This is a genomic window from Comamonas composti DSM 21721, from assembly GCF_000429845.1.
GTDB classification, from domain to species: Bacteria; Pseudomonadota; Gammaproteobacteria; order Burkholderiales; family Burkholderiaceae_C; genus Comamonas; species Comamonas composti.
In genome coordinates this window covers 128,134-151,701 of record NZ_AUCQ01000006.1, presented here as the reverse complement: position 1 = coordinate 151,701, position 23,568 = coordinate 128,134, and the positions used below count along the sequence as shown (strand labels likewise).

Annotated in this window: 18 protein-coding genes; 10 read left to right on the top strand and 8 right to left on the bottom strand. The window is 60.6% G+C overall.

The window, feature by feature from the left end; genetic code table 11:
• Positions 1 to 340 precede the first annotated feature (340 nt).
• The gene (locus tag G486_RS0105650) at positions 341 to 1,234 is read right to left on the bottom strand and encodes a DMT family transporter (RefSeq protein WP_027014662.1); all 894 of its coding nucleotides are present in this window, start codon (positions 1,232 to 1,234) and stop codon (positions 341 to 343) included.
• A 108-nt stretch (positions 1,235 to 1,342) separates the two neighbouring features.
• Between G486_RS0105650 and G486_RS0105645 the strand changes: the two genes are divergently transcribed.
• On the top strand, positions 1,343 to 2,323 hold the full coding sequence (locus tag G486_RS0105645; RefSeq protein ID WP_027014661.1) for a quinone oxidoreductase family protein: 981 nt from the start codon (positions 1,343 to 1,345) through the stop codon (positions 2,321 to 2,323).
• Complete coding sequence (locus G486_RS0105640) at positions 2,320 to 3,156, top strand: NUDIX domain-containing protein (RefSeq protein ID WP_027014660.1); 837 nt, start codon at positions 2,320 to 2,322, stop codon at positions 3,154 to 3,156. The genes G486_RS0105645 and G486_RS0105640 overlap by 4 nt, the downstream gene beginning before the upstream one ends.
• Positions 3,157 to 3,246: 90 nt before the next feature.
• Here the strand turns inward: G486_RS0105640 and G486_RS0105635 are convergent, their stop codons facing one another.
• From G486_RS0105635 to G486_RS0105620, 4 genes are all read right to left on the bottom strand, one after another.
• Positions 3,247 to 4,911, bottom strand: coding sequence for a Na/Pi cotransporter family protein (locus G486_RS0105635; RefSeq protein WP_027014659.1), 1,665 nt, complete (start codon positions 4,909 to 4,911; stop codon positions 3,247 to 3,249).
• 603 nt (positions 4,912 to 5,514) lie between these two features.
• Positions 5,515 to 6,030 (bottom strand): signal peptidase II, encoded by a 516-nt coding sequence (lspA, locus tag G486_RS0105630; protein ID WP_027014658.1) that lies wholly within the window; start codon positions 6,028 to 6,030, stop codon positions 5,515 to 5,517.
• Between the two features lie 142 nt (positions 6,031 to 6,172).
• Positions 6,173 to 9,028 carry an isoleucine--tRNA ligase gene (ileS, locus tag G486_RS0105625; protein WP_027014657.1) on the bottom strand — a complete coding sequence of 952 codons (2,856 nt, stop codon included), beginning with the start codon at positions 9,026 to 9,028 and terminating at the stop codon, positions 6,173 to 6,175.
• Positions 9,029 to 9,136: 108 nt separating this feature from the next.
• Positions 9,137 to 10,198 (bottom strand): bifunctional riboflavin kinase/FAD synthetase, encoded by a 1,062-nt coding sequence (locus G486_RS0105620; protein ID WP_027014656.1) that lies wholly within the window; start codon positions 10,196 to 10,198, stop codon positions 9,137 to 9,139.
• 157 nt (positions 10,199 to 10,355) lie between these two features.
• On the opposite strand from G486_RS0105620, the gene G486_RS0105615 reads away from it, so the two are divergent.
• Entirely contained in the window at positions 10,356 to 10,913 is a 558-nt protein-coding gene (locus G486_RS0105615; protein WP_027014655.1) for an HNH endonuclease, read from the top strand.
• A gap of 13 nt (positions 10,914 to 10,926) precedes the next feature.
• On the opposite strand, the gene G486_RS21610 is transcribed toward G486_RS0105615, so the two are convergent.
• The 3 genes from G486_RS21610 to G486_RS0105600 are packed head-to-tail and all read right to left on the bottom strand — an operon-like array spanning position 10,927 to position 13,909.
• Positions 10,927 to 12,255, bottom strand: a complete 1,329-nt coding sequence (locus G486_RS21610; RefSeq protein WP_034386740.1) for an MFS transporter — start codon at positions 12,253 to 12,255, stop codon at positions 10,927 to 10,929.
• A 23-nt stretch (positions 12,256 to 12,278) separates the two neighbouring features.
• Complete coding sequence (locus tag G486_RS0105605; protein ID WP_027014654.1) at positions 12,279 to 12,950, bottom strand: alpha/beta fold hydrolase; 672 nt, start codon at positions 12,948 to 12,950, stop codon at positions 12,279 to 12,281.
• On the bottom strand, positions 12,947 to 13,909 hold the full coding sequence (locus G486_RS0105600; protein ID WP_084455065.1) for an alpha/beta fold hydrolase: 963 nt from the start codon (positions 13,907 to 13,909) through the stop codon (positions 12,947 to 12,949). Before G486_RS0105600 ends, G486_RS0105605 begins: the two co-directional genes overlap by 4 nt.
• A 710-nt stretch (positions 13,910 to 14,619) precedes the next feature.
• Between G486_RS0105600 and G486_RS0105595 the strand changes: the two genes are divergently transcribed.
• The 7 genes from G486_RS0105595 (at position 14,620) to G486_RS0105565 (ending at position 23,554) form a co-directional block, all read left to right on the top strand.
• Positions 14,620 to 15,573 (top strand): ABC transporter permease, encoded by a 954-nt coding sequence (locus tag G486_RS0105595; RefSeq protein ID WP_027014652.1) that lies wholly within the window; start codon positions 14,620 to 14,622, stop codon positions 15,571 to 15,573.
• Positions 15,574 to 15,584: 11 nt separating this feature from the next.
• Complete coding sequence (locus G486_RS0105590; protein WP_156919906.1) at positions 15,585 to 16,499, top strand: ABC transporter permease; 915 nt, start codon at positions 15,585 to 15,587, stop codon at positions 16,497 to 16,499.
• A 36-nt stretch (positions 16,500 to 16,535) separates the two neighbouring features.
• Positions 16,536 to 18,239 carry an ABC transporter substrate-binding protein gene (locus G486_RS0105585; protein ID WP_034386738.1) on the top strand — a complete coding sequence of 568 codons (1,704 nt, stop codon included), beginning with the start codon at positions 16,536 to 16,538 and terminating at the stop codon, positions 18,237 to 18,239.
• Between the two features lie 60 nt (positions 18,240 to 18,299).
• Complete coding sequence (locus G486_RS0105580; protein ID WP_027014649.1) at positions 18,300 to 19,268, top strand: ABC transporter ATP-binding protein; 969 nt, start codon at positions 18,300 to 18,302, stop codon at positions 19,266 to 19,268.
• A 34-nt stretch (positions 19,269 to 19,302) separates the two neighbouring features.
• On the top strand, positions 19,303 to 20,286 hold the full coding sequence (locus tag G486_RS0105575; protein ID WP_027014648.1) for an ABC transporter ATP-binding protein: 984 nt from the start codon (positions 19,303 to 19,305) through the stop codon (positions 20,284 to 20,286).
• Positions 20,287 to 20,345: 59 nt separating this feature from the next.
• Positions 20,346 to 22,091 (top strand): long-chain-fatty-acid--CoA ligase, encoded by a 1,746-nt coding sequence (locus tag G486_RS0105570; protein WP_027014647.1) that lies wholly within the window; start codon positions 20,346 to 20,348, stop codon positions 22,089 to 22,091.
• A gap of 260 nt (positions 22,092 to 22,351) precedes the next feature.
• Positions 22,352 to 23,554, top strand: a complete 1,203-nt coding sequence (locus tag G486_RS0105565; protein ID WP_027014646.1) for an acetyl-CoA C-acyltransferase — start codon at positions 22,352 to 22,354, stop codon at positions 23,552 to 23,554.
• The last annotated feature ends 14 nt before the right edge of the window (positions 23,555 to 23,568 follow it).

Below are 23,568 nucleotides of genomic sequence, written 5' to 3'. Positions count from 1 at the left end.
AAGGCTGTCGTTCCCCTCGGGTGGTATGTCAAAGCAGGCCCGAGCCAGGGCTGGTTTTCTACAGGGCCAGTCTTGTTGGGAGCGGCAGCCTGCAAAATTCGCAGAGCCCAGGCCAGGGACAGCCAGCAAGGGCCGCCCCGCAGCAAAGGCTGTCGTCCCCTCGGGTGGCATGTCAAAGCAGGCCCGAGCCAGGGCTGGTTTTCTACAGGGCCAGTCTTGTTGGGAGCGGCAGCCTGCAAAATTCGCAGAGCCCAGGCCAGGGACAGCCAGCAAGGGCCGCCCCGCAGCAAAGGCTGTCGTCCCCCTCGGGGGGAAGGCGCCGCAGGCGACTCAGGGGGCTCTACTTCGACACCATGATCCCGCCCACGATGAGGCCAAAGGCGAGCACATGGTAGGCATGGGGCGTCTGCCCAAGTATGGGAATCGATAGCAGGGCCGTGAACAGCGGAATCAGATTGCCGAAGAAGCCGGCGATCTGGGGGCTGCTGCGCTGCACACCCAGGCCCCAGAAACGGTAGGCCAGGATGGCCGGGCCGATGGCGATGAACAGCAAGGCCGCAGCCAGGGGCCAGCCCGCAGCCACATGGAAATGGCCGCTCCAGACTTCGGCTGCCGTAAACAGGCCGGACCAGATCAGGCCGAACAGCATTTGTGCGAGCAAAAAGGACGCCCAGTTGGCTTGCAGTTCGGCGGGCAGGCGGGTCTTGGCCAGCAGCCAGGTGTAGAAGGCCCACAGGATGGTGGCCAGCACCATGAACAAATCTCCAGGCACCAGGCGCAACTGGCCCAGCACCTGCAGGTCGCCGCGCGACAGGACTGTGAGCACGCCCAGGACGGACAGACCTGCGCCCAGCAACTGGCGGCGGCTGATGGGCGTGCCCCAGCACAGGCGGCCCACGGCCAGCATCCAGACGGGCATGCTCGAACCCACCAGGGTCACGTTGAGCGGTGTGGATGTCTGCAGGGCCAGGTACAGCAGGGCGTTGTAGCAGCCAATGCCCAGAAGGCCCAGCAGGGCCAGGCGCGGCCAGTGGCGCCAGAGGGGGCTGGCGGGGCGCAGCACCGCACCGGCCAGGGGTAGCAGCAGCACAAAGGCCAGAATCCAGCGCACAAAGTTGAGCGCGAATGGAGAGATCAGATCATGGGCCAGGCGCCCCACGATGGCATTGCCGGCCCACAGCAGGGGCGGCAGGCTCAGCATGGCGGCTGTGGCTGGTGTCAGGGGCTTGCTCATAGGGGCGCACTATAGTGCCTGCAAGACTTCGGTTTCGCCTTGGTTTTCGATGCGTGGCACCATGGCCGCTGATCGAAAAATGGCAATCGCATAGAGGAGATGCAGTCCATGGCAATCGCAGTGCAAATCAGCCGCAACGGCGGCCCCGAGGTTCTGGAGCTGGTGCAGGTCGAGGTCGGCGAGCCCGGGCCGGGCGAGGTGCGCATAGTCCACAAGGCCGTGGGCCTGAACTTCATCGACATCTACCAGCGCTCCGGGCTGTATGCGCTGCCCATGCCTTTGAACCTGGGCATGGAGGCTGCAGGCGTGGTCGAGGCCGTGGGCGAGGGTGTCACGCATTTGCGCGTGGGCGACCGCGTGGCCTATGCGAGCAACCCCCCCGGCAGTTACAGCGAGGCGCGTGTCATGCCGGCCATGTGCGTGTGCCGTCTGCCCGATGGCATCGACTTCGAGACCGGAGCGGCCATGATGCTCAAGGGCTTGACGGCCCAGTACCTGCTGAAGAAGTGCAAGCCCGTGGAAGGCCTGCAGCCTGGCGATCATGTGCTCTTTCATGCGGCAGCCGGCGGCGTGGGTCTGATTGCCTGCCAATGGGCAAAGGCCCTGGGACTGGAGTTGATTGCCACCGCAGGATCGGATGAAAAATGCGCTCTAGCCCTTGCCCATGGCGCGGTGCATGCTATCAATTACAGAGAAGAAGACTTTGCCCGGCGCGTGCAGGAGATCACCGTCGGACGCGGCGTCAAGGTGGTGTATGACGGCGTGGGCAAGGATACCTGGGAGGGCTCTCTGGCCAGCCTGGCCCGCTTTGGACTGATGGTGAGCTTTGGCAATGCCTCGGGGCCGGTGCCCGCGTTTGCGCCGGCCCAGCTCGCGGCCAAGTCGGCCTATGTGACGCGCCAGACCTTGTTCACCCATATCGCCAGCCGCGAAGCCACTCAGGCCATGGCCGATGATTTGTTCTCCGTGGTGCAAAGCGGGGCGGTGAAGATCCAGATCGCCCAGCGCTATGCGCTGGCCGAAGTGCAGCAGGCGCATCGCGATCTCGAAGCCCGCAGGACCACGGCGTCGAGCATCTTCACCTTATGAAGGCCAACTGCGTTGCCGAGAGCCCTCCGGGGATTGCTGCCTGGCTGCAAAAGGCCAGGGCCTGGGCCTGCAGCCCGCCGCTGCAGCCCAGGGCGCCGCTCTGGCTGGGGTCGCATGAAGTAGGTTCGCTGCAGGCCGAGCTGGTGCATGCCTTGCCCACGGCGCTGCTGCAGGCGCATGGCATTGCCCTCGTGGCCCATGAGTCCCATGAGGCAGGCTGGCGGCTTGTGGGTCGGGGCGATGCCACGGCTGACCTCAACGCCCTGGCCCTTGTCCTGCGTGACGCGGGACAGTGCGGTCCCTGGCGCGACGAGCAGCTCCTGGTCTGCGACGACGAAGGCAAAGCCCTGGCCACGGTGGAGCGCGGCGCCGTGCGGCCTTTGGGCATTGCCACGCGCGCCGTCTATCTGGTGGGTGAGAGCGAAGATGGCCGCGTCTGGGTGCAGCAGCGCTCCGAGGCCAAGCCCAACAACCCCGGCATGTGGGATGCGTTGGTCGGCGGCATGGTGGGCGCGCAGGACGATGTGCAGCAGGCCTTGGCGCGCGAGACCCGTGAAGAGGCGGGAATCGCGCTGGCCCAGCTGTCGGGCCTGCGCCATGGCGGCCGCCTGGCGCTGAGCAGCCCCAGCGACGAGGCTGGCGGCTTTGGCTATATGCGCGAGCGCTCGGACTGGTTCTGCGCCACGCTGGTTGCGGGGCTGTTGCCGCGCAACCAGGATGGAGAGGTTCAGGCGTTTGCGCTCTTGGAGCGCGAGCAGCTCGTGCAGTGGCTGCTCAAGGACCATTTCACGCCCGAGGCCGCCCTGATCATGGCCGCCTGGCTGGGCTGGTGAGTGCGACGCGCAATCAGAACGTGTTTACGATCTCCTCGGTGTCGCGGCAGCGTAGAGGTCGTAAACATGTTCTCAGGGCAACTGGGGCAATCAGGCGGTCTTTTTGTTCAGCGCCGACTCCTTGAGGCGGCTGGGCGTGAGCGCACCGGCCTGCTCGAGGATGGGGTAGGCGACCGAGCACAGCAGGGAGTTGATGCGCTTGAGGTCGCTGATCAGGTCGATGTGCAGCGAGCTGGTTTCCATGCTGTGCATGGTGTTGTGCGACAGGCGCGTGAGGTGGGAGGCCGAATAGGCCAGCTCCAGATCGCGAAAGCGCGCTTTTTCCTCCAGCAGCTTCTGGGCCTCGCGCGGATTGCCGTTGAGGAACACGCTCATGGCCAGACGCATATTGTCCAGCAGGTGCTGGTGCAGCTCGCGGATCTCCTGCATGCCGGCCTCGGAGAACTGGCGGCCCTTCTTGATCTTCTTTTCCTCGATGTCGAGCAGCACGCGTTCTGCCATGTCGCCGATCTGCTCCATGTTGATGGTGAAGCTGATGACCTCGGTCCAGCGCTGGCCTTCGCGCTCGTCGAGTTCGGCGCGCGAGAGCTTGGTCATGTAGTACTTGATGGCCGAGTACAGGTCGTCCACCGTGCCCTCCAGTGCGCGCAGCTCCTGGGAGAGCTTGAGATCATCGGTCTCCACGACCTTCTGTATGCCTATCAGCATGGACTCGACGATGTCGGCCTGGTGCAAGGCCTCGCGCGCGGCGCAACTGATGGCCAGCGAAGGCGTGGCCAGAGCCGAGGCATCGAGGTGGCGTGGACGCAGCAGGTTCATGGCGTTGGGATCGGGCTTGGGCAGCAGGGCCGTGACCCAGCGGGCCACGGTCTGGGTCAGGCCGATGAAGCACAGGCTGTTGAAGATGTTGAACACCAGATGGAACAGCACCACGTTCTGGCCCTTGCCCGCGATATGGGGCTGCACGTAGACCAGCCACAGGCCTGCGAACGGGGCCACCATGGCCACGCCCAGCACCTTGAACAGCATATTGCCCATGGTGACCTGGCGCACTTCGGCGCTGGACTTGACGGTGGTCAGCACGGCCACCAGGCCGCTGCCCAGGTTGGCGCCCAGGGTCAGGCCCAGGGCCACGTCCATGGGGATGGCGCCGGAGTTGGCCATGGCCGCGATCAGCAGCACCACGGCCAGGCTGGAGTAGGCCATGACGGCCAGCACCGCGCCCAGCAGCAGCTCCATGAAGATGTCGCTGGTCAGCGAGGCAAGAATGGTGCGTACGGCCGGGGCTTCGAGCAGGGGCTCGGTGGCCTCGACCACCAGACGCAGGGCCAGCAGCATCAGGCCCAGGCCGATCAGCGCGCGGCCTATGCGCCCGGGCTTGCTGTCCTGGCGGCTCAGATAAAGCACCACGCCCACAAAGATGAACAGCGGCGAGAGCCAGGACAGGTCGGTGGAGAACAGTACGGCCATGACGGCCGTGCCCACATCCGCGCCGCGCATCACGGCCAGGGCCGCAGGCAATGAAATCAATCCCTGGCCCACGAAGGCCGATGTCATGAGCGCCGTGGCCGTGCTCGACTGCACCAGCGCCGTCACGCCCAGGCCCGAGAGAGCTGCCGTGAAACGGTTGCTCATGCTGCGGGCGAGCAAGTTGCGCAAGCTGGCGCCAAAGACGCGCAGCACACCGGTGCGGACCAGCTGCGTGCCCCAGATCAGCAGGGCGATCGCAGCCAGGAGATTGAGTAAATGCTTCATGTACGAGAAAAGGGGAAGCGAAAGAATATACCCAGAATGTATGTGTTACGTTTTTTGACATGGTCAAACAACGTAGAAAAAGCGGCGATTATCGAAAATTTCCGAAAGGAATAGAGTGAAATCGCGCTGCTTCGCGGCAGGTGTCTGGGTGAGCCCTCTACTTTGCAAGACCCATGCCAAGTCTAATTCGCTGTGGTGAGGCCGCTTGTCGGCCTTTGTCGCGCTCTGGTGCCGCGCTTTTTGTGCTGGGAGCTGTGCTGCAGCGCGCCAGGGCTTTTCCGGATGAGGGCAGGCCTTTGTGCGCGCGGGCGGGGCCGCAGCAAAGCCGCGTGCTCAGAACGTGTTTACGATCTCTACGCTGCAGCGTTGCGAATCCTCCCAATAGCACGGCTATTGCTGCGGTATCGCGCCTTGCATCCCATCCCGCACAGACACTGGCGCGGCACCGAGGAGATCGTAAACACGTTCTCAGTGGTTGCCGTCGTGGCTGCTGTGGTATCGGGGCTGGGCTGGTCTGTGCATCAGCGCCACCGGCCCTGGCTGGCTTAGAGCGTATTCACGATCTTCTCGCGGCGCGCCTGCGCAGAGATCGTAAACACGTTCTTAGGCGGCAGCGTTCTTGGCGCGGCGCGAGCGCAGGATTTCGTCGAGTATCAGGCAGGCTGCGCCCACGCTGATGGCGATGTCGGCCACGTTGAAGGCGGGAAAGTGGCTGCGGCCCCAGTAGAAGTCCAGAAAGTCCACCACATAGCCGTGTTGCAGACGGTCCACCACATTGCCGATGGCGCCGCCCAGAATGCTGGCCAGTGCAAAGCCGAACAGCTTCTGGCCCGGGTGCTTGCGCAACTGCCAGACGATGAGCACCGTGGCCGCTGCGCCAATGCCCACAAACAGCCAGCGCTGCCAGCCGCCGCCATCGGCCAGGAAGGAGAACGCGGCGCCGGTATTGTGGGCGCGCACGATGTTGAAGAAGCCGGTGACGGGCGTCCAGTCGCCGAGCTGGTAGGCGCCCAGAATCCACTGCTTGGTCAGCTGGTCCAGCCCGACCAGGGCCAGGGCCCAGGCCAGCCAGGGCCAGATGCTGCCTTTGGCAGCGGGCGATGGAGTGGCGTTGCGCATGGCGTATTCCTGAAAGTCCTGAGAGCTATTTAATTTGATAGCTGCTAGCGCTTGCTATATCTGGATTCTGGATAGAAACCTATCTGTAATCCTTGTATGACAGGCGCTGGCAGCTCACTTTTCTTATATCGTGAGCACGTTCTTAGGCCTTGCTGCGGGTTTCGCCTGCGCCGTGCAGGTTGCTGTCGCAGCGGCCGCACAGCTGGGGATGCTCGGGGTTGATGCCCACGTCCGCGCGGTAGTGCCAGCAGCGATCGCACTTGGCATGGCTGCTGAGTGCGACCTTGGTCTGCAGCGCATCGCCTGCCACGGCCTGGGCCGCCGAGGTGATGAAGACAAACTTCAGGTCGTCCGCCAGCGATTGCAGCAGGGCCAGGTCCTCCGGCTGGGCGCTGAGCGTGACTTCGGCCTGCAGCGAGGAGCCAAGCTGGCCCTGGGCGCGCACGTTCTCGATGTCCTTGTTCACCACATCGCGGATGGCGCGGATGCGCTCCCACTTGGCCAGCAGGGCCGGGCTGCCTTCGGGCAGGGTGCTGTATTGCTCCAGGAAGATGGATTCGCTGCTGCCCACGATCTTCCAGGCTTCTTCGGCCGTGAAGGACAGGAAAGGCGCCATCCAGCGCAGCATGGCCTGGGTGATCTGCTGCAGCGCGGTCTGGGCGCTGCGGCGGGCCAGGCTCTTGGGCGCGCTGGTGTAGAGGCGGTCCTTGAGGATGTCCAGGTAAAAGCCGCCCAGGTCTTCCGAGCAGTACAGCTGCAGCTTGGCGACCACCGGGTGAAACTCGTAATCCTTGTAGTGGGCCAGGATTTCGGTCTGGAACTGGGCTGCACGGGCCACGGCGTACTGGTCGATTTCCAGCATGTCTTCGTAGGCCACGCTCTCGGTGGTGGCGTCGAAGTCACTGGTGTTGGCCAGCAAAAAGCGCAGCGTGTTGCGGATGCGGCGGTAGGCGTCGACCACGCGGGCCAGCACCTTGTCGTCACCGGCGATATCGCCGGAGTAGTCGCTGGCAGCCACCCACAGGCGGATGATTTCCGCGCCCATCTTTTTGCTGACTTCGTCAGGCTCGATGCCATTGCCCAGGGACTTGCTCATCTTGCGGCCCTGGCTGTCCACGGTAAAGCCGTGGGTCAGCAGGCCACGATAGGGCGCGCGGCCAAAGATGGCGCTGGCCAGCAGCAGCGAAGAGTGGAACCAGCCGCGGTGCTGGTCATGGCCTTCCAGGTACAGATCGGCCTCGGGGCCGCTGTCATGGTGCATTTCAGGGTGGGAGCCGCGCAGCACATGCCAGAACGAGGAGCCCGAGTCGAACCAGACTTCCAGGATGTCGGTGCTCTTGGTGTAGAGCTTGGCGTCTTCGGCACCCAGGATGTCTTCGGCCGTGGCGCGGCTCCAGGCCTCGATACCGCCTGCTTCCACCATGTTGGCAGCCTGGTCGAGGATCTCCATGGTGCGCGGGTGCAGGGCGCCCGTGTCCACATGCAGGAAGAAGGGGATGGGCACGCCCCAGGAACGCTGGCGCGAGATGCACCAGTCGGGCCGGCCGGCAATCATGTCGCGCAGGCGGGACTGGCCGTTTTCGGGGTAGAAGCCGGTTTGCTCGATGGCTTCCAGCGCGATCTGGCGCAGCGTCTTGGCAGGCTTTTGGGCGGGGTCGGTGAACACGCCCTCGCCCTCGTCCATGCGGATGAACCACTGGGCTGCGGCGCGGTAGATCACCGGGGTCTTGTGGCGCCAGCAATGGGGGTAGCTGTGGGTGATGCCATGCGTGCTCATCAGGCGGTCGGCCAGCTTGAGCGCATCGATGATCACAGGCACGGCCTTCCAGATGTACTGGCCGGCGAACATCGCCAGGTCCGGGGCGTAGACGCCGTTGCCCTGCACGGGGTTGAGGATGTCCTCGTACTTGAGGCCGTTGGCCACGCAGCTGTTGAAGTCATCCACGCCATAGGCGGGCGAGGAGTGCACGATACCCGTGCCGTCGTCGGCCGTGGCGTAGTCGGCCAGGTAGACGGGGGAGAAGCGGTCAAAGCCCTTGTCCACATGGGCCAGGGGGTGCTTGAAGTTGACGTGGTCCAGGGCCTTGCCCAGGGTGGTGGCCACGACCTTGCCCTCCAGCTTCCAGCGCTCCAGACACTTTTCCACCAGGGCGCTGGCCACGATGACCAGGCCGCGCTCGGTGTCCACCAGGCTGTATTCCAGCTCGGGGTTGACGTTGAGCGCCTGGTTGGCGGGGATGGTCCACGAGGTCGTGGTCCAGATCACCGCAAACGCGGGTTTGGACAGGCTGGCAAGGCCAAAGGCTGCAGCCAGCTTGGCGGGCTCGGCAGCAGGGAACATCACGTCCAGCGTCTGCGACTGCTTGTCCGCGTATTCGATCTCGAACTCGGCCAGCGACGAGGCACAGTCAAAGCACCAGTACACGGGCTTGAGTCCACGGTAGACAAAGCCACGCTCCATGACCTTCTTCAGGGCACGCAGCTCGCCAGCCTCGTTGGCGTAGTTCATGGTCTTGTAGGGGTGGTCCCAGTCGCCCAGCACGCCCAGGCGCTTGAAGCCGGCCATCTGGATGCCGATTTGCTCGGTGGCAAAGGCACGGCTCTTGGCCTGCATCTCGTCGCGCGGCAGGTTGCGGCCGAATTTTTTCTCGATGGCGTTTTCGATGGGCAGGCCGTGGCAGTCCCAGCCGGGGGCGTACATGGCGTCAAAGCCCTCGAGCTGGCGGCTCTTGACGATCATGTCCTTCAGGATCTTGTTGACGGCATGGCCCATGTGGATCTGGCCGTTGGCATAGGGAGGGCCGTCGTGCAGGATGAACTTGGGCGCGCCGTGGCGTGCATCACGCAGCTTTTTGTAGATGCCTTTGTCATCCCATTCCTTGGCCCAGGCCGGCTCGCGCTTGGGCAGGTCGCCGCGCATGGGGAAGGGGGTATCGGGCATGTTCAGCGTCGAGCGATAGACAGACGCTTCGGGTTTGGAGGGCTTGGAATCGGACATGGAAAACCTTGAAAGCAGAGCCAGGCCCAGGCCACTAGGCCTGGACATGCGAATGAAAGGGAAGTGCCTGGTGCGCGCAAGCGGCGCCTGGGCAAAAGGGCGAGAGCTTCAAATTCGGTCGCGCGTGGTCTGGCGCCGAGTCTCGGTATATGTGCCCGTGTGGCTGGGCTGGTGGAAGCTCGCGAAGAACGCGCGCGCATCATCGCAGTCCTTGGCAATGCCTTGCGTGAGGGCATCGAGACTGGCGTACTTGAGCTCGTCGTGCAGTTTGTGCAGAAGTTCCACGCGGATGATTTTACCGTAGGCACCTTCGCCACCCAGTGCCGCGGGCCAATCCAGGCAATGGGTCTCCAGCAGCACACGGCCGCCGTTGATGTCGCGCGGGTCGAGCGAGGGCCGGATCCCGAGGTTGGCCACGCCGCGCAGCGGCTCGTCGTGCAGACCGTGGACCAGCACCGCAAAAATGCCGCTGGCTGCGGGCTTCCAGTGGTTGAAGCGCAGGTTCAGCGTGCGAAAGCCGTCCGCAGCCCCTGCGCGTGACTCGGCCAGTTGCCGCCCCAACTTGCGGCCGTGGACCACATGGCCCGAGATCGTGTAGGGGTGGCCGAGCAGGCGCGCGGCGTCCTGCATGCGGCCTTCGGCCAGGGCGGCGCGCACATGGGTGCTGGACACGCGCAGGCCGTGGACCTCGTAGCTGTTCATGCGCGCCACATCAAAGCCCTGAGTCTGGCCCGCCGCATCCAGCATGGCGTAATCGCCCGCGCGCTGGGCGCCGAAGCGAAAGTCGTCACCCACAAGCACATACCGGGCGCCCAGACCGGCTACCAGCACTTCGTGGATGAAGGCCTGGGGCGAGAGGCTGGCCAGTGCCTTGTTGAAGGGAAGCACCACGGTCTGCTGCACGCCGCAGCGCGCGAGCTCCGAGAGCTTGTCACGCAGCGTGCCTATGCGTGCGGGCGCGATCTCGGGCCGGTTCAGCGCCTGGGCGAAATAGTCGCGCGGATGGGGCTCGAAGGTCAGTGCGCAGGTGGGTACACCGCGCTGCGCGGCCTCTGCCGACAGCAGGGCCAGCATGGCCTGGTGGCCTCGGTGCACACCGTCGAAATTGCCAATCGTGACAGCACAGGCCGGCTCACGCCCAGGATGGTTGAAGCCTCGGAAAATCTTCATGGGACGCTCTGTTTTTAATAGCATATTGCGCATGTCTGGTAAGCGCAACCTGACGATCTGACATGGAAACAGAGTATATTGCCTGAGTCGGCGCAGCTTTGCTGGCTGCGTTTGTGACTTGCATACCCGTTCACCCTGGCATCAGAGGAGGCGTGTCGTGAAGGTCTTGAAGCTGTCGGCCCAAGGGCTGCCCCAATCCTGGATCACTCTGGAAGAGGCGGCGCTGCACTATGCAGCGGACGATGTCCGCTGGGAGGTCGGCGGCGAAATCGCCTGCTTCAGGGGTGGGCATAACGCGGTCACGGGCCTGCAGTCGGTGATACACATCAACAGCATCATAGGCACGCGCGGAGCTCCCTCCATCAACCTGTGCAGCCTGACCCCGGCGCTGACCAATGGCAAGCTGTTCACGCGGGACCGCTGCATCTGTGCCTACTGCGGACGCCACTTCAACGATCAGGAGCTCACGCGCGAGCACATCGTGCCCGTGGCTGCGGGCGGTCAGGATTTGTGGATGAATCTGGTCACGGCCTGCCGCTCCTGCAATCACAGAAAGGGCGCACGCACGCCCGAGCAGGCGCGCATGCCGCTGCTGTATGCGCCTTATGTGCCCAGCCTCTGGGAAGACTTCATCCTGCGCAACCGCCGCATCCTGGCCGACCAGATGGAGTTCTTGCTGGCCCATGTGCCCAAGAGCTCGCGCTGGCGCAGTTGAAGGGCTGCGTGCCTCAAGCCCGCTCTTGCGAGAACTCCTGTTCCAGGCACCGATCGGCGCAGAGTGACTGGTTGCGAGGGTCCTGGATACGCCAGATGACCCAGACTGCCAGGATCTTGAAGGCCAGCGCCAGCCAGAAGATGTGTATGTAGTCGAAGCGTGTGGCGATGAGACCGCCCAAAAGAGGGCCGATGGCCATCATTGCGTGGGATGCGGTGTCCGAGATGGCGATCAGCATGGGCAGCTCACGGGATCTGCCGAACTCGAGAACGAAGTTCTGCGAGGCTACCTGGTAGCCGCCAAAGCCGGCCCCCAGTCCGCAAAACGCAAGAAGAAAGATGGGCAGTGTATTGCCGCAAATCAAAACCGCGGTTGCCATGCCCCAGAGGCCGACACTGAGCAAAAAGACCTGCCGGTATCCATTGGCGTCGGCAATCTTTCCCCAGGCCAGATTGCTGACGGTCTGCGAAAGCAGAAAGGCCAGGGAAAAATAACCCAGGGTCGCGCCGGACAGGCTGACATACTTGCCCACGTACAAGATGTAGAAGGGAATGGCGGCCGAGCCCAGGGCTCCGAGTGCGCGTGCAAAAAAAAAGCGGCGGTAATTCAGGTTCGAGCGCAGTAGCTGCGGCACGTCGGAGAGCCGGTCCATGAGGCGTGATGGCTTGTCCCGGACCGACAGGGAAAGCGGCTCCCGCACAAAACTCAGTGCACTGATGCCAATGCTTGTAAGTATGAACGCCAGCATGAAGGTTGCGGCATAGCCATTTCCGAAGGCGTTTGTCCCGACAAGATACTCTCCGCCAAGATAGGCCACACCGGATGCGATCAGCCCGCCCAGGAAATTTCTCAATCCAATCAGCTTGCCGCGCTTGGTCGTGGGAATGACCTTGGACATCAGAAAATTGAATGCAACGCCTTGCATGCCGCTGAAAAAGCCAAACAGCGTGAGAAAGATGCATGCCGCCGCAAGAGCCCAGTGGCCCGTGAGCACAAAAGCGCTGACGGCCAGGCCGAAAATCTGCAGGCGCATGAGCCAGCCCACGGCATAAACGACGCGCATGACGCGCTCGCGGTGCTCGATGAGTGTGGCCCCCCAGATGGAAGACAGCGCCATGCCGATGAACTGTGCGCCAAGCGCCAGGCCGACAGCCACCTTCGAGCCGGACAAGGCGTAGACATAGGCCGGGATGAAGGTCGGCGCATACATCAGGCGAAAGCCCGTCAGACCCAGCATCCCGTGGGCAAGATTGGCGGCAAAGTTTCTGGGTAGATCCCTGTGGATCTGCTCCTGGTAGGCTTGCTCGCGGGAGGGGACTCTGTTGGCTGGCGATGTGGACATGATGAGGACTCGACTGGAGACGTCTAGACAGCCTTTGGGCGAGAGAAGCGCTCAAAGGCTGCGTCCAGCGTGATGGACGAAAGCTGCAGCCGTTCGCGCACTTCACGCAGCCACGCGGGGTCTTCGCGCAGGCAGATGGCGATGGGCTCATCAAGAGGGCTGTGCTCTGCAGCCAGCCGTGCAAAGTGCAATGCATACGGCGGCGGCCTGTGCTCGGTCGCCAGTTCGGCCAGGGCGAAAGAGTCGGGCGCCGAGGCGCTTTGTGGCTGGACTGCCGGGATATAAGGCGTGGACATGGGGCAGGCGCCTGCAAGACCCGGTCCATCCAGAAGAATCGTGCCGAGCACCTGCTCTGGGCGTGCTCCGGCCAGCAAAACACCGACATAGGCGCCCAGGCCGCGTGCGCAAAGAGTGGCTTGGCCAAGATGCGCAAGTGCAATGTCTGCATCTGCCATCAGGGCTTCGCTGGAGTAGCCGCCGCCGCGAGGAATGGTCGACACCCCATGTCCGGTGAAGTCCAGTGCATAGACCGGTCCTGGCCAGCCTGAAAAAGTGGCTTCGGCATGCGTGCCTGACGACTCTCCCAGCCCATGCAGCATGAGCAAGGGATGAGCTGCGGGCAAGGCTTTTTCAGCGAATGTCTTGAGCTGGTGCAGCGCCAGGCGTATGCGGCCATGCTGGAGGTATTCGATCATGGCTTCAGGAACTCAAGAATGAGCTGGGCAGTACGCTGGGGACGCTCGATGTGAATGAAGTGGCCGGTATCTTCCAGCTCCAGTGCGCTGGCGCCTGCCGGCAGAAAGGGCGCTATGTCCTTGAGCTGGCACTCCCATCCCATGGGCTCTTTCACCGTGCTGAAGAGGGCCAGCAGGGGGATGGGGAACCCTGGAAGGCGCTCGATCTGCCAGCGAGAGCGCATGGGGCCGAAGCTGCCGGGCCGGATTTCGGGATCCAGCCTCCATCTCCATCCTGCGCTGTCGTGCCTGGCTCCTTGGGTCACGAGATAGCACAGCCATTCATGGGTGAGCCTGGGGTTCAGGCGTGCCCGGCGCCGCGCCAGATCCTGGAGTGGTGCCGCCTTTCGGGATGCGTGTGCGGCGGTGTGCCGATGAGAAAGCCAGCCGGCAATGGCTTTCTGGGATAGGTAACGGTATTCATCCTCTGGCGGGCGTGCTCGCCGAAACGGCATCCCATCGATACAGGCAAACCGGGTGAAGCGATGAGGGAAGGCCTCGATGGCATGCATGAGCAGCGAGCCCCCCTTGCTGTGACCTATGGCCGCAATGGGGTGTGGGCTGATGGCATCCGCGACGCAAAGCAGGTCCCGCTCGTCTGCAACCCAGCCATACAGAGCGGCGTGCTCGGAGTTGCCATGCCCGCGCTGGTCGTAAGAGACCACGCGGTAGCCGGCATCGGCAATCTTGGGGGCAAAGACATCGAAGGTTCGCGCGAAATCCAGTGCGCCATGTACCAGCAGTACAGGCGGGGCATCCAGCGGGCCCCATTCATAGGTGGCCAGCTGAATGCCGTGTGCGTGAACAACGCCCTGGCGATCCGGAGGACGTGCTCCAGGGTAGGTGTGAAAGACGTGGTCTTCTGGAGAGATCTTTGCCGCAACGCCTTCGGTACCTGTTAGATCTTCGATCATCTGCATGAGGTTCCCTTGTTTTTAAATTTCGGTATGCATATGTTTTTCTGGAGACGCTTTTATTTTTTGATTCATGGTTTTAATTTCTTTTAAAACAAAGACTTGTGGTTTGTCTTTTCGCTGAGGATGGCTCTTGAGTTTTGGTTTTTGATAAAAAAGTGTTTTTGGTATGTTTTGATGCTAGCACAACAGAAATTTTTTGGAGGGCCTTGGTATGGGTTTTGCCTAAATTGTCGTTTTATTAATTTTTAGATGACAAAAATGAGGTTTTAGATTTTTGAGTTTGCTTTGCTCGCGTTGTTCACTAAGAGTGCTGAAGTTGGATTTTTTGATTGATTGGTGACATTTTTTTAGGTGTTATCCCTTGATTTTTTGTAAAAAAGATGAGCTTGTTTGACGAATTTAGTGTTGGCGGTATGATTTATTTGAACGAATCGAGACGATCCTGAAGCATGTGCCAGTAGTGAGGCCGAGGTGTCGGTATGGCGCCTGTGTCTGGCGATCTGGGGCAGATGCGTCATCAGGGTTCATGGCCTTGGGGCTGCCAGCCCTGGTCAAGGTGTCGTCAGCCGATAACCCAGTGAGGAGACACAAATGATGTGCGTTGTCATGCGGCGGTCATTGCGACCGAAGGGAGGCTCAAGCCTGCCGAGGCGTTCTTCGCAGAGGGGGCCGGGACTTGAGCAGCGGGTCAGCAGCACCTGGGGGAGCGCTTGATGCAGGCTTATGTATTTCGACGCTTTCTGGCACTGATCCCCACCTTGATCCTGGCCAGCATCATTGTTTTTGTGATCGTGCGCATGGTGCCTGGCGATGTGGTCGATCTGATGCTCAGCCAGAACGATGCCGGCTCCAGCCATCTGACGCGGGAGAAACTCCTCGAAACCCTGGGTCTGGACAAGCCCTTGTGGGAGCAGTATGGAATCTGGGTGAGCGGTGTGGCCCGAGGGGATTTCGGTCGCTCGCTTTGGCAGGATGAAGCCGTGCTGCACATGATCAGTGAGCGTTTGCCCGTGACCTTCGAGCTGGGCCTGCTTGCCTTGCTGATCGCGTTGACGGTTGCAATTCCGGTCGGTGTTTATTCGGCCGTCAAGCAAGATACGGCGGGCGACTATATCTCTCGCTCCTTCTCGCTGCTGATGCTGGCCGTACCCAGTTTCTGGCTGGGAACCATGGTGACGGTGTTCCCCTCGATCTGGTGGGGCTGGTCCCCCGAGATCCAGTATGTTCCGTTCTGGGAGGATCCACTGCAGAACCTGCAGCAGATGATTATTCCCGCGGGCATTCTCGGGCTCTCCCTGTCTGCCATCACCATGCGCATGACGCGCACCATGATGCTTGAAGTCCTGCGCCAGGACTACATACGCACGGCGCGGGCCAAGGGGCTGGGCGAGCTTCTGATCCTGCTCAGACATGCGGTGCGCAATGCCCTCATTCCCGTGATCACCCTGATCGGCAGCCAGGCCCCGATTCTGATCGGTGGAGCGGTGATTCTTGAACAGATCTTTGTACTCCCCGGTATGGGCTTGCTGCTGCTCGATGCCGTGAACCAGCGCGACTACCCGGTGGTGACCGGAGTGTTCTTCATCGTGGGTCTGACCGTCATGCTCATCAATCTCGCCGTCGATCTGAGCTATGGCCTGGTCGACCCCAAGGTGCGGCAAAGCTGATGGAGGCGCATATGAAAAACCAAGCCGTGATTTCCGCCAAGGTCTCCGCGCCATCGCAGGACACTGCAGCCCGCCCTTCAGCCTACTGGTGCTTCATGCTCAAGCTTTTGCGAGAGAAGCGCCTGGGCGCCATCGGAGCCATCGTGGTGGTGGTCTTTCTTTTCTTTGGACTGTTTGCCCAGTTTCTCGCTCCATACGGCATGAACGAGGTGGACATGAGTGCGCGGCTGCAGGCGCCATCCTGGGCTCATCCGTTTGGCACGGACAATCTTGGCCGGGATCTTTTATCACGCTGCATCTATGGTGCGCAGATCTCCGTGATCATCGGGCTGGCCGTGGCGGCCATTGCGACCGCCGTTTCCGCCTTGATCGGCATCATCTCCGGCTACTTCGGCGGCAAGATCGATTTGCTGATACAGCGCTTCGTCGATGCCTGGATGAGCTTTCCCGGACTTGTGGTCTTGATTGTGGTTGCATCCGTGTTTGGTTCAGGCATTACCCAGATCATCATCACACTGGGCCTGCTGGTCGGAATTGGTGGCTCGCGCATTGTGCGAAGTGCAGTGGTTTCGGTCAGGGAGCACATGTACATCCATGCGGCAAAGTCGATTGGCGCATCCGCTCCGCGCATTCTCTGGCGGCATGTGCTGCCCAATGTCATTCCGCCACTCATCGTGCTTTTTACCTCGAGCGTAGGCACGGCCATTCTTGCGGAGTCGGGCCTGTCCTTTCTTGGCCTGGGCGTGCCTCCCCCATACCCGACCTGGGGCGGAATGCTGTCGGGTAATGGCCGTACCTACATGCTTCAAGGGCCCTGGCTGGCGCTGGCCCCAGGGGCTTGTCTGACGCTTGTGGTCTACGCCATCAATGTATTCGGAGACGCATTGCGCGACATGTTGGACCCCCGGATGCGTGGTTCACGCTGACCACGCCGGCTTTGAGAAACCTAGAAGGAGACAAAAATGAAAACGACTTTGAGTGCGCGCCTGTTTCACAGCCTGCTTGGAGTTTGTGCTGTCGGCATGGGGGTGGCGGCGTTTGCGCAGGCCGAGGCACCCAGGTATGGCGGTACGCTTAATCTTGCAACGCCCAGTGCTGCTGTTTCCACTCTGTCATGGGATCTTGCAGATTGGCAGGCGACGCTGCAGACACGAGATACGGGCCAGTTCTACGAACAACTGTTCTCCGTGGATCTGAGCAAGGCCAAGAGCCGGGGCGGGAAATATTCGTTCGCCATCAGTGGCTGGCAGCCCTCCGATGCAATGCGTGGAGAGCTGGCCGAGAGCTGGGCCTGGACCTCGCCCTTGATTCTGGAAGTCAAGCTGCGCAAAGGCGTGAAGTTTCCGGCCAAGCAGGGCGTGATGGCAGAGAGGGAACTGGTGGCCGAAGATGTGGTGTACAGCTTCAACCGCCTCAACAGCAGCCCCAAGCGCACGCAGAACTACTTCGATCATGTAGACAGCGTGGTTGCCAAAGACAAGCACACGGTCGTATTCAACTTCAACAAATTCATCGCCGACTGGGATTACCGGTTTGGCAATGGTTTCTTCTCGGGGATCATGCCCAAGGAGGTCGTCGATGCCGGCCCGGGCAATTGGAAGAATGCCAACGGCACGGGGCCGTTCATGCTGACCCAGGTCGCAATGGGCAATTCGCTGACCTTCGACAAAAACCCGGTTTACTGGGACAAGGATGTGATTGGCACAAAGGAGTACAAGCTGCCCTTTGTCGATCGCGTGGTACACCGGGTGATCAAGGATGAGGCCACTCAGCAGGCTGCCTTGCGCACGGGCAAGCTGGATATTCTCTCCAGCATTTCCTGGGAGGCTGCGAAAGAGCTCAAGAAGACATCGCCGCAACTGAAGTGGAGCAGGTGGCTGACGACTGCGGCCAGCCGCATTGCCTTGCGTGTCGATACCAAGCCGTTCCAGGATGTGCGTGTACGCAGAGCGCTGAACATGGCGGTGAACAAGCAGGAAATCATCGACAAGTACTACGGTGGCGAGGCCGAGATGTTCACCTTCCCCATGCACCCCGAGTATGTCGGCTATCACCGCCCGCTCAAGGAGCAGCCCGCCTCGGTCCAGGAGCTGTTCAAGTACGACCCCGCGAAGGCCAAAAAGCTGTTGACGGAGGCTGGCTATCCGAATGGCTTTTCTTTCAAGATGCAGGTCTGCACCTGCAACCCGGATCAGATGGAGCTGATGCCCTTGGTTGCGGCCTATCTTGAGGGAGTCGGTGTGCGCATGGAAATTGTGCCGCTGGAATACGGGGCTCATTTGTCGGCCATGACCAGCCATACCAATACTGCGGGCTATCTGACCAGTATTCCCGACGTCAATCCAACCACGTCGCTGCGAATCAATTTCGGAAAGGGGCAGGTCTACAACGCCCCCATGATGGATGACCCCCAGTTCGATGCACGCGTCGCCGAGGCGAATGGAGAGCGCGACGAGTCCAAGCGCCAGCAGATGCTCAAGGAGCTGACCAGCACGATGCTTGATCAGGCTCCTGCGATCTGGATGCCTGCGCCTTACCGCTACATCGCCTGGTGGCCCTGGGTGAAAAACTACGGCGGTGAAATGTTTGTGGGTGCAGGCCGCTTTGCACCGATTCACGCCCGTGTCTGGATTGACCAGGATCTGAAGAAAAAAATGGGCTTTTGAGTGCATGGCGCACCACATCGCAAATTCATTTGACTGGCGCCAGAAGCCTTTGGAGGATGCATGGCAACACCCGTACTTCAGGTCAGTAATCTGACAACGCGATTCAGGACGGATCGCGGAGACGTGACCGCTGTTGACGATGTTTCGTTTGATGTGGGACGAGGCGAGACCTTGGCCATCGTGGGCGAATCCGGCTCAGGCAAAAGCGTCACCTCGATGTCTGTTCTGCGCCTGATTCCCTCGCCGCCCGGGCGTATCGAGCAAGGCCAAATCCTGTTTGAAGGAACGGACCTGCTGCAGTTGGACGAAGCGGATATGCGCAAGATTCGCGGCAATCGCATTGCGATGATTTTTCAGGACTCCATGTCGTCGCTGAATCCATCCATTACCGTGGGCAAGCAAATTGCCGAGCCCATCCGGCTGCATCGCGGAGTGTCATGGCGGGAGGCTTATCAAGAGGCCGAGGAGCTGCTCAGGCTGGTGCAGATTCCAGATGCCAAAGGACGCCTCTCAGCCTATCCGCATCAGTTCTCGGGCGGCATGCGCCAGAGAGCCATGATTGCGATGGCGCTTGCATGCCGGCCGACGCTGATCATTGCGGATGAGCCGACCACCGCTCTCGACGTCACGGTGCAGGCGCAGATCCTGGATCTGCTCAAGGAGCTGACTCGCAAGGCCCAGACGTCGATGATCTTGATCACCCACGATATGGGCGTGGTTGCGCGTTATGCGGACCGGGTCGCTGTCATGTATGGAGGGCGGATCGTGGAGCAGGGCACCGCCCGGGCGGTGTTCAAGCAGGCCAGCCATCCATATACCAGGGGCTTGCTGGCTTCGGTGCCGCGTATAGACAGTGATCCCAGTCAGCCCCTGCCTGCCATTGGGGGCATGCCTCCAGACCTGTCCGCCCTGCCCGCCGGGTGCGCTTTTGCGCCGCGCTGCGCAAGCGTGCTCTCCGAATGCAAGAGCCGGCGTCCGGCGTTGACGGACATGGGCAGCGGGCACTTCAATGCCTGCTTTGCCTCCTGAGCGCGGCATGCACCGATCAAGACTGGAGGATTCGATGGAAGAAGTACTGAGGGTTGAAGACTTGCAGGTCCATTTCCCAGTGACAAAGGGTGTGCTCTTCAAGCGGCAGGTTGGCTCGGTGAAGGCCGTGGATGGCGTTTCCTTTTCCGTGAAGCGGGGCGAGACACTGGGTGTGGTGGGGGAGAGCGGCTGCGGCAAGTCGACCACCGGGCTTGCGCTCATGAATATGTTGAACGCCACGAGCGGGCGCATTCTTTTTGAGGGCGAGGATATACGTGGCTTCAACCGAGCGCAGGTAGGGAGGTTTCGGCGGCGTGTCCAGATGGTCTATCAGGATCCCTATGGATCGTTGAATCCGCGCATGAAGGTCAAGAGCATCATTGGTGAGCCGCTGGAGGTTCATGGCCTTGCCAAAGACAAGGCCGCGTATGACCGGCGTATCTCGGAGTTGCTGCGCATGGTGGGGCTGCTTCCCGATATGGCCGATCGCTACGCCCATGAGTTCTCTGGCGGTCAGAGGCAGCGCATAGGTATTGCGCGGGCACTCGCGCTGGAGCCCAGCGTGATTGTTTGCGATGAGCCCGTTTCCGCGCTTGATGTTTCCATTCAGGCCCAGGTCATCAATATCTTCAAGGACTTGCAGGCACGCCTGGGTTTGACCTATGTCTTCATCTCTCACGATCTGGCCGTGGTGCGGCATATCAGTGATCGCATCGTCGTGATGTATCTGGGGCGCGTGATCGAGATTGCGTCCCGCGAAGAGCTGTACAGGAACCCCAAACATCCTTATACCCAGGCGCTTTTATCAGCGGTACCCGAAGCGGATGTGGATGTGGATGTGGAGCATGAAAGAACGCGCATTGCACTGAAAGGGGAGATACCCAGCCCCCTGAATATCCCGTCTGGCTGTCGCTTCCATACGCGTTGCTCAATGGCCATGGAGAAGTGTCGTAGTGCAGAGCCCGCCATGGTTCAGGCGAAAAATGGTCATGCTGTCGCATGCCATTTGCATCCCTGAATCGAGTTTCATCAAGATGAAAATCCGCCAAATGCTGAGCAGGATTGAGGAGACAAAAAATGGACAGCCAGACCTACCCGGAATACAGCACGAACTATCCGCTGCTGTTGACAACCTTCATGAAGCGCCCGGTACGCTACTACCCCAACCAAGTCGGGGTCGTGTACCGCAATCATGTGACAGGAGAGTATTTGCGCTTTACCTGGCGGCAGTGGTATGAGCGCGTCTCGCAGCTCGCCAATGCAATGCAGAATCGGCTGGGTATTGAAAGCGGCAAGCCTGGAGTGCTGGGGAGCCGTGTAGGTACGATGGCGTACAACACGCATCGTCATCTGGAGCTGTATTACGCGGCTCCATGCGTCGGCGCGACACTGCATCCGATCAATATCAGGCTTTCGGAAGATCACATCGTCTACACGATTAATCATGCCCAGGATTCGGTGATTTTTGTGGATGATGTGGTGATGCCGCTCCTGGAAAATATCTATGAGCGTATCAAGGAAACCGTCAAGCTTTTTGTCTACATGTCGGACAAGCCGGGGTTGCCTAGCACCAAGATTCCTAACCTCATCGAATATGAAAAGCTACTCTCGGCAGAGTCGGTGATGTTTGAATGGCCCCACCTGCATGAAGATACCATTGCCAGCCTTTGCTATACGACTGGCACAACAGGTCAGCCCAAGGGGGCGACATTCACGCATAGGCAGCTTTATCTGATGACCTTGCATGGCATGGCGCGGCAAAGCATCGTGAATACACCGGACTTCGTGGCGTCAGACCGCCTGGGCGAAAACGCCGTGCCAATGCTCAACACCCCGCTGTTCCATATTCATGGCTGGGGTGCTCCATTCTCGACAGTATTCAGCGCACAAAAAGTCGTGTTGCCAGGGACATTCACAGTGCGCGGATTTTGCGAGCTGGTGGAGCGTGAAAAGGTCACCTCGGTTGGCATCGTTCCCACGATTGCTGCCATGTTGCTGGAGTTCAAGGATTTTGAGCAATACGACCTCAGCAGTTTGACGAATATCGGCGTAGGTGGCGGTGCATTGCCTCTTGGGCTGAAAACCAAGCTGGAGAAAATGCTGCCGAATTTTCGAGTCGGGTCAGGCTACGGCATGACAGAAACGGCTCCGGCAGCAATTGGGGCCTTTGTGAAGAAGCACATGGTCGGCTGGGCCAAGGATCAGATTGATGAGGTCATGGTCAAGACCGGATTACCGTTTCTGGGGCTTGAAGTCGACATTGTCGATGAGCTTGGTGAATCGGTCCCATGGGACGATAGGACAGTCGGCGAGATCGTGATTCGCGGCCCATGGGTGACCAGGGAATACTACAAATCTCCAGACAAGACCGCCGAGGTCTGGCGCAATGGGTGGTTTCATACCGGTGATATCGCCAAGATCGATGAAGAGGGGTTTATCGTCATTGCGGACCGACTCAAGGACGTGATTCGAAGCGGCGCAGAAATGGTGCCTACCGTCTTGCTGGAAAACATGATAGCGATGGCCGATTTTGTTCTCGAGGCTGCGGTTGTGGGTGTGCCTGACTCGACCTGGGGGGAAAAACCCATGGCGATTGTGAGCATCCGGCCCGGCATGGAGGCAACGGCTGCCGATGTCGTGAATTTTCTCAACGACTATGGTGTGAAGTCGGGAAAAATCACCAAATGGATGGTTCCCAGGTTGGTGGCCATCACTGCCGATATTCCAAAGACGAGTGTTGGGAAGTTCAACAAGAAAGCGGTCCGGGACAATCTTGACCACTTTCTGTCCATAGCCCAGGACATGACGCAGCAGGCTGCCTGAGACACTTTTTTAATCGCGCCCCGGAACTGCCAGCACAACCCCATCAACCCCAGGCTAACGGTTGATATCCAACGCTTTGCCAAAGGCTGTGCGAGCTGTACGGCCTGAGCATCGCAGCGACGCATCAAGGCCCGTATGAGCGGCTCTTGGCGCGGATACCACTCATCAAATTCGCACATTGCGCGATACCGGCGCGGGGGAATTCGTTGCCTGAATTTCCCTTGGCCACAACACCCATCCCTTTTCCTTCGGAGTACGACATGCGAGAAGCCGTGATTGTTTCAACCGCCCGAACGCCTATCGGCAAGGCGTTCAGAGGAGCCTTCAATAACACCCAGGCCCAGGAGCTCGGAGCTCACGCCATTGGACATGCAATTGAGCGTGCAGGGATTGATGCTGCCGAAATCGATGATGTGGTCATGGGCTGCGCGGCCCAGCATGGAAGCAGCGGTGGAAATACCGCACGCCAAAGCCTGCTGCGCGCAGGCCTTCCCATTACGGTGGCCGGCATGACGATCGACAGGATGTGTTCGTCCGGACTAATGGCAATTGCCACGGCCGCCAAGGAGGTGATCGTGGATGGAATGCAAATCACGATTGGCGGCGGTCTGGAATCAATTTCGCTGGTTCAATCGGGCACACCCAATACCCATAGGGCTCGCGATCCGTATCTGGTCGAGCACATTCCAGCGCTATATATGGCGATGATAGAGACGGCCGAAATCGTGGCCGAGCGCTATGGCATTTCTCGAGAGGCCCAGGACGAATATGCGGTGCAGTCTCAGGCGCGTACTGCACAGGCCCAGGCGCAGGGGCGTTTTGACCAGGAAATTGCACCTATCTCCGCTGTGATGAGCATCACCAACAAGGAGACGGGGGAGCTGTCCGAAAAGCCGATCACACTGTCGGCGGACGAAGGCAATCGGCCCGGAACGACATTCGAGGATTTGAGCGGGCTAAAGCCTGTTTTCAAGAATGGGCAGGTGATTAAGGAAGGGCGCTTCATTACGGCGGGCAATGCTTCTCAGCTTTCCGACGGAGCGTCTGCCATGGTGTTGATGGAGGCAAAGGAGGCCAGCCGCCGCGGATTGGCACCACTTGGCGCCTATCGCGGCATGGCCGTCGCAGGTTGCGCCCCCGATGAAATGGGCATCGGCCCCGTCTTTGCCATTCCCAAGCTGCTCAAGCAACACGGTTTGTCCATCGCGGATATAGGGATCTGGGAACTCAATGAGGCCTTTGCCTCGCAAGTCCTTTATTGCCGCGACCGGCTGGGCATTCCCAATGATTTGCTCAATGTCTCCGGGGGATCGATTTCCATAGGCCATCCATTTGGCATGTCGGGTGCGCGCATGGCCGGGCATGTATTGATCGAGGGCAAGCGTCGTGGCGCCAAGTACGGTGTTGTGACGATGTGCGTGGGCGGTGGCATGGGCGCTGCCGGATTGTTCGAGATTTTCTGAGTGCTTGAGTGGAG